The following is a 4,502-nucleotide window of genomic DNA, read 5'->3' as shown; positions in this document are numbered from 1 at the left end:
CACCTGCAGGGCCAGCCCGGCGATCAGGCAGAGGCCGAGCACCCCGAGCGCCAGGGCCAGGCTGGTCAGCGCCTCGCGCAGGGGCCCGTACAGGGCCGCCCGGGGCGCCGCCGCGACGATCGTGGCGGGGGGCGTACCCGGCACGTCGAGGATGCGCAGGATCAGCCGCTCCCCCCGCGGCCCGGTGCCGTCCGCGGGATGCGGGCGGTCGGGCTCGTCGTCGGGGCCCGGCTCGGTGACGGTGATGTGGCCGCCCCGCAGGGAGCCCGAGCCGAAGGTCTCGCCCCCCCGGCGCACCTCCCAGGCCCAGCCGGGCCCATCCCGGTCGAAGGGCGGCGCATCGCGATCCCGGGGCAGAAGGCCCGCCTCCAGGCCGGTCCGCAGCGCGACGATCTGGGCGTCGAGATGCCCTTCGATCTGCCCCCGGACGAAGCGGTGCAGGATCACCCCGATGGCGAGCCCGGCCACCACGAGTGCCGCCAGCACCAGCGCCAGGGCGGCCACCAGCAGGCGGGTCCGCAGGGAGCGGTGCGGCGGCGGTCTCTTCTTCGGCGGCGGCATCAGGCCGGGGCCGCGTGCAGGCGGTAGCCGTGGCCCCGCACGCTCTCGATCCGCGCGGGGGCGATCTTCCGGCGCAGGCGGGTGATGATCACCTCCACGGAGTTCGAATCGACATCCGCATCGCCCTCGTAGACCCGCTCGATCAGGTGCGGACGTGGCACCACCGCGTCGCGGTTGAGCATCAGGCAGGACAGGACCCGCCATTCGAGGCCCGTGAGCTTGAGCGGCAGGCCCTCGTGCTCGAAGGCGCCGAGCCCCGTGTCGAAGCTGAGAGGGCCGCAGGCGATCCGGCTCGCCCCGCCGCCCTGCGACCGGCGCACCAGGGCGCGCAGGCGGATCACCAATTCCTCCACCCGGACCGGCTTGACCAGGTAATCGTCCGCCCCCGCCTTGAAGGCCGCGACCTTGTCGCTCCAGCCGTCCCGGGCGGTAAGGACCAGCACCGGCAGGGTCCGCCCGGCCGCCCGCCAGGCGCGCAGCACCGAGACCCCGTCGCCCTTGGGCAGGCCGAGGTCGAGCACCACCGCATCGTAGCCCTCGGTCTCGCCGAGATGCTGCGCGTCCTCGCCGGTGGCGGCCCGGTCGAGGACGAAGTTCTCCGCGCGCAGGACCTTGGTCAGTTCGGCAGCCAGGGCCGCGTCGTCCTCCACCAGCAGGATTTTCAAGAGTTTGGTCCCCCCAACCCAGGCTTCAGGGCCTTGATTCGACGCGCTCGCTGACGCCGAACCGGTCTCCGCGTTGGCGGCGAGCGCACTCGTGCCGGAAAGCGCGCTGCGACGGGAAGTTAGGGCTGCCTTCTCACGCTGCCCATCACTCTGGCCCCCGCATCGGCCGGCCGAGCCAAGTCCCTGATCGCCCGCGCGTCTCGGCCATAGGCGGGCGGATTTAACCGGGGCTGAACCGGGCGGTTCAGACCGGATTCGAGGGGGCGTCTTAGGAAGGAGCCACGGACCGATCGGGTCCCGAACCTTCTCAAGAGGACAACACGGATGAGCGACGACAACACCATCGACGGCACCGCCCGCGAGATCCGCGAGCCGGCCCCCGCCACGACAACCAAAAAAATCCCGGGGCGGACCTGGAAAATCCCGGGGCGGACCTGGGTGGTGGCCGCGATCGCCGCACCCCTGGCTTTGGGCGCCGCCGGCCTGTCCCTGGCGCAGGGCACCGCGTTCCAGCCGACGCCGGTGGATCCGGTGGCGATCCAGGCGCTGGCCCCGTCGAGCGCCACCGCCATCAAGGGCGAGGTCGCCGAGATCTACGGCAACAAGTTCGTGGTCCAGGACCCGACGGGCCGGGCGCTGGTCGAGACCGGCCCCGCCGGCGAGGGCGGCAACGTCGTCGCCAAGGGCGAGGCCGTGACCGTGCAGGGCCGGTTCGAGACCGGGTTCCTGCATGCCAGCGTGCTGACCCACGGCGACGGCCGCAAAGTGGTGATCGGGCCGGCCGGCGGACCTCCGCGGGGCAGCCTCGACTGGGCCAAGGACAAGCTCGGCCTCGGGCCGAACCCGGACGTGCCGGCGCTGACCGCCGCCGTCCAGGCCGCCGGCTACGGTGACGTGCGGGTGACCGGCCGCGGGCCGCGCCACCTCGAGGTGGCGGCGAAAGACCGCGACGGGCGCGAGCACCAGCTCCATGTCGGCTTCAACGGCCAGGTCCGCGAGCGGCCGGTCCCGGGCGCCCGGCTCTGAGCCCTCGCTCGCCTGGATGCGCGTGCCGCCGGACCGATCGCCGGCCCGGCGGTCGGGGCACGATGCAACCGTTTCCCCCCTGCCGCGTCCTCCTGTCACCCAGCTGAACAGGAGGCACCCCTTGGAACCGATGAAGCCGATGGAACCCATGAAGCCCATGGAACCCATGAAGCCAATGAAGCCCATGGAACCGATGAAGGGCCTGGAGCCCTTCTGGCCGAAGGACCTGGGCGACCCCTCGACCAGCGGCTCCCAGAACGGCATGAAATACGCGTTCTTCCCGGACAAGCACCGGCTCCTGATCGAGCGCGACGGCCAAGTCTCGACCTACGATAGCGGCGACCACCGCATCGGCGGCGTCTCGCAGGCGGACGGCAGCACCCAGTCGCTGACCTTCTCCAGCCAGAACGGCGACGTGGATCTGGGCTCGCTCAAGAAGCTCGACTGACGGTCCAGGCTCCATAAGGCCCGGCACCCAACCCTTTGAAGTGTTGGCCCGAACAGCTCCGGTCAGCCTAGTTGGCCGGTCGTTACAGAGTCCGCTCCATCAACCGCTCGGTCATCCCGGGCTCCGCCGCGCGGCACCGGGATGACGGGGTTGGGTTCAGAACGGCCCGCGCAGGGAGGCAGCCTCGAGGGGCGAGCGGCACAGAATGCGGCTGCAACACCCCGGGAGGGCTGGGTTCGGGCCCTTCGGAAACAGGGCGTTTCGGGTTTGGGACGATGTCTGCGGGTGTTCGACCTGAGGTCGCGAGGCCCGACCGCCTTCCCCTCCGGCGCCGGGCCCTCTAAGCCCGGCCCGGCCATGCGAGCCCTCCCGCCGATCCGTCCCGAACCATGCGCGCGCTGATCGATCTCGTTCGCATCATGCGCGCGCGCGACCGGCGGCGGCTCGCCCTGATCGCGCTGGGCCTGGCGGTCGCGGCGCTGCTGGAGGTGGTCGGCGTCGCCTCGGTGATCCCGTTCCTGACCCTGGTCGGCGACCCCTCGGCGGCGACCCGCGTGCCGTACCTGGCCCAGGCCCGTGAAATCCTGGGCCTTGCCGACGAGCGCAGCTTCCTGCTGGTCACCGGCGGGGCGGCATTGCTGGCGATCCTGACCACGGCGGTGGTCAATGCCGGGCTGACCTACGCGCAGCTCCGGTTCACGCATCTGGCCGGCTACGGCTTCAGCCGGCGGATGCTGTTCCGCTATCTCGACCGGGAGCGGCTGTTCTTCGCCCAGGCCAACAGCGCGGAACTCGCCAAGAACGTCCTGTCCGAGACCGACCGGCTGGTGGTCGGCGTGCTGACGCCGGCCACCGTGCTCGCCTCCCGGGCGACCTCGGCGCTCGCGGTGATCGCGTTCCTGGTGGCCTACGCGCCGCAGCTCGCCCTGATCCTCGGGGGCGGCTTCGGCGGCCTCTATGTCGGGATCTACCTGATCATGCGGGCGCGGCTCGCCCGGCTCGGCGGCCGCTCGGTGGCCGATAACGAGGCCCGGTTCCGGATCGTGCAGGAGACCTTCGGGGCGCTCACGGAACTCAAGCTCTACGGCCGGGCCGAGGCCTTCGCGGGCCGGTTCGACGCCCCGGCGCGGGCCTACGCGATCGCCACCGCGGAGAGCCTGCTCACCGGCCAGATGCCCCGCTTCGTGATCGAGGCCCTGGCCTTCGGCGGGGTGATCGTGGTGGTGCTGTTCGCCCTGGCCCAGGGGCTGGATGTGGCCGGGATCCTGCCGCTGCTGGGCCTGTTCGCCTTCGCGGGCTACCGGATGCTCCCGGCCTTCCAGAACATTTTTACATCCGTCTCCCTGATGCGCTTCTACAGCCCGGTGGTGCGGGTGATGGTCGACGCGCTGGCCGACGAGCGTGGCCCGGTCCCCCGCACCGCAGAGCGTCTTCCCTTCACGAAAGGCATCCGTCTGGAGGGGATCGGCTTCGATTACGGCACCGGCCGGCCGGCGCTGGTCGGCATCGACCTGACGATCCCGGTCAACACCACGATTGGGCTCGCCGGCCGCACCGGCTCGGGCAAGTCGACCCTGGCGGGCCTGCTGCTGGGGGTGCTCACCCCGGGCACGGGCCGGATCACCGTGGACGGGCGGGTGCTCGACGCCAGCGCCCTCCCCGCCTGGCAGAACCGGATCGGCTACGTCCCGCAGGACGTCTTCCTCGTGGACGGCACCGTGGCCGAGAACATCGCGCTCGGCCTCGACGCGCCGGATCTGCCCGCCGTCGAGGCCGAGCGCGATGTTCTCGGCCACGGTGCC

At 71.7% G+C, this 4,502-nt stretch carries 4 protein-coding genes and 1 pseudogene; 3 read left to right on the top strand and 2 right to left on the bottom strand.

The annotated features are described in order from the left end of the window. Positions 1 to 561, bottom strand: a pseudogene (locus FV228_RS21210) (sensor histidine kinase); the annotation flags it as partial. Then, entirely contained in the window at positions 561 to 1,226 is a 666-nt protein-coding gene (locus tag FV228_RS21205; protein WP_147856422.1) for a response regulator transcription factor, read from the bottom strand. The gene FV228_RS21205 and the pseudogene FV228_RS21210, both read right to left, overlap by 1 nt. 324 nt (positions 1,227 to 1,550) lie before the next feature. Here FV228_RS21205 and FV228_RS21200 point away from each other — a divergent pair, with 324 nt between their 5' ends. From FV228_RS21200 to FV228_RS21190, 3 genes are all read left to right on the top strand, one after another. Next, positions 1,551 to 2,252 carry a DNA-binding protein gene (locus tag FV228_RS21200; RefSeq protein ID WP_147856421.1) on the top strand — a complete coding sequence of 234 codons (702 nt, stop codon included), beginning with the start codon at positions 1,551 to 1,553 and terminating at the stop codon, positions 2,250 to 2,252. A 175-nt stretch (positions 2,253 to 2,427) separates the two neighbouring features. Next, positions 2,428 to 2,700 carry a hypothetical protein gene (locus tag FV228_RS21195; RefSeq protein ID WP_246693979.1) on the top strand — a complete coding sequence of 91 codons (273 nt, stop codon included), beginning with the start codon at positions 2,428 to 2,430 and terminating at the stop codon, positions 2,698 to 2,700. 389 nt (positions 2,701 to 3,089) lie between these two features. Next, positions 3,090 to 4,502, top strand: a 1,413-nt coding sequence (locus FV228_RS21190) for an ABC transporter ATP-binding protein (protein WP_147856419.1), incomplete at its 3' end; no start/stop codon positions are given.

It is taken from the genome of Methylobacterium sp. WL18 (assembly GCF_008040015.1).
Lineage (GTDB): Bacteria > Pseudomonadota > Alphaproteobacteria > Rhizobiales > Beijerinckiaceae > Methylobacterium > Methylobacterium mesophilicum.
This window is presented reverse-complemented; position numbering and strand designations above follow the sequence as displayed.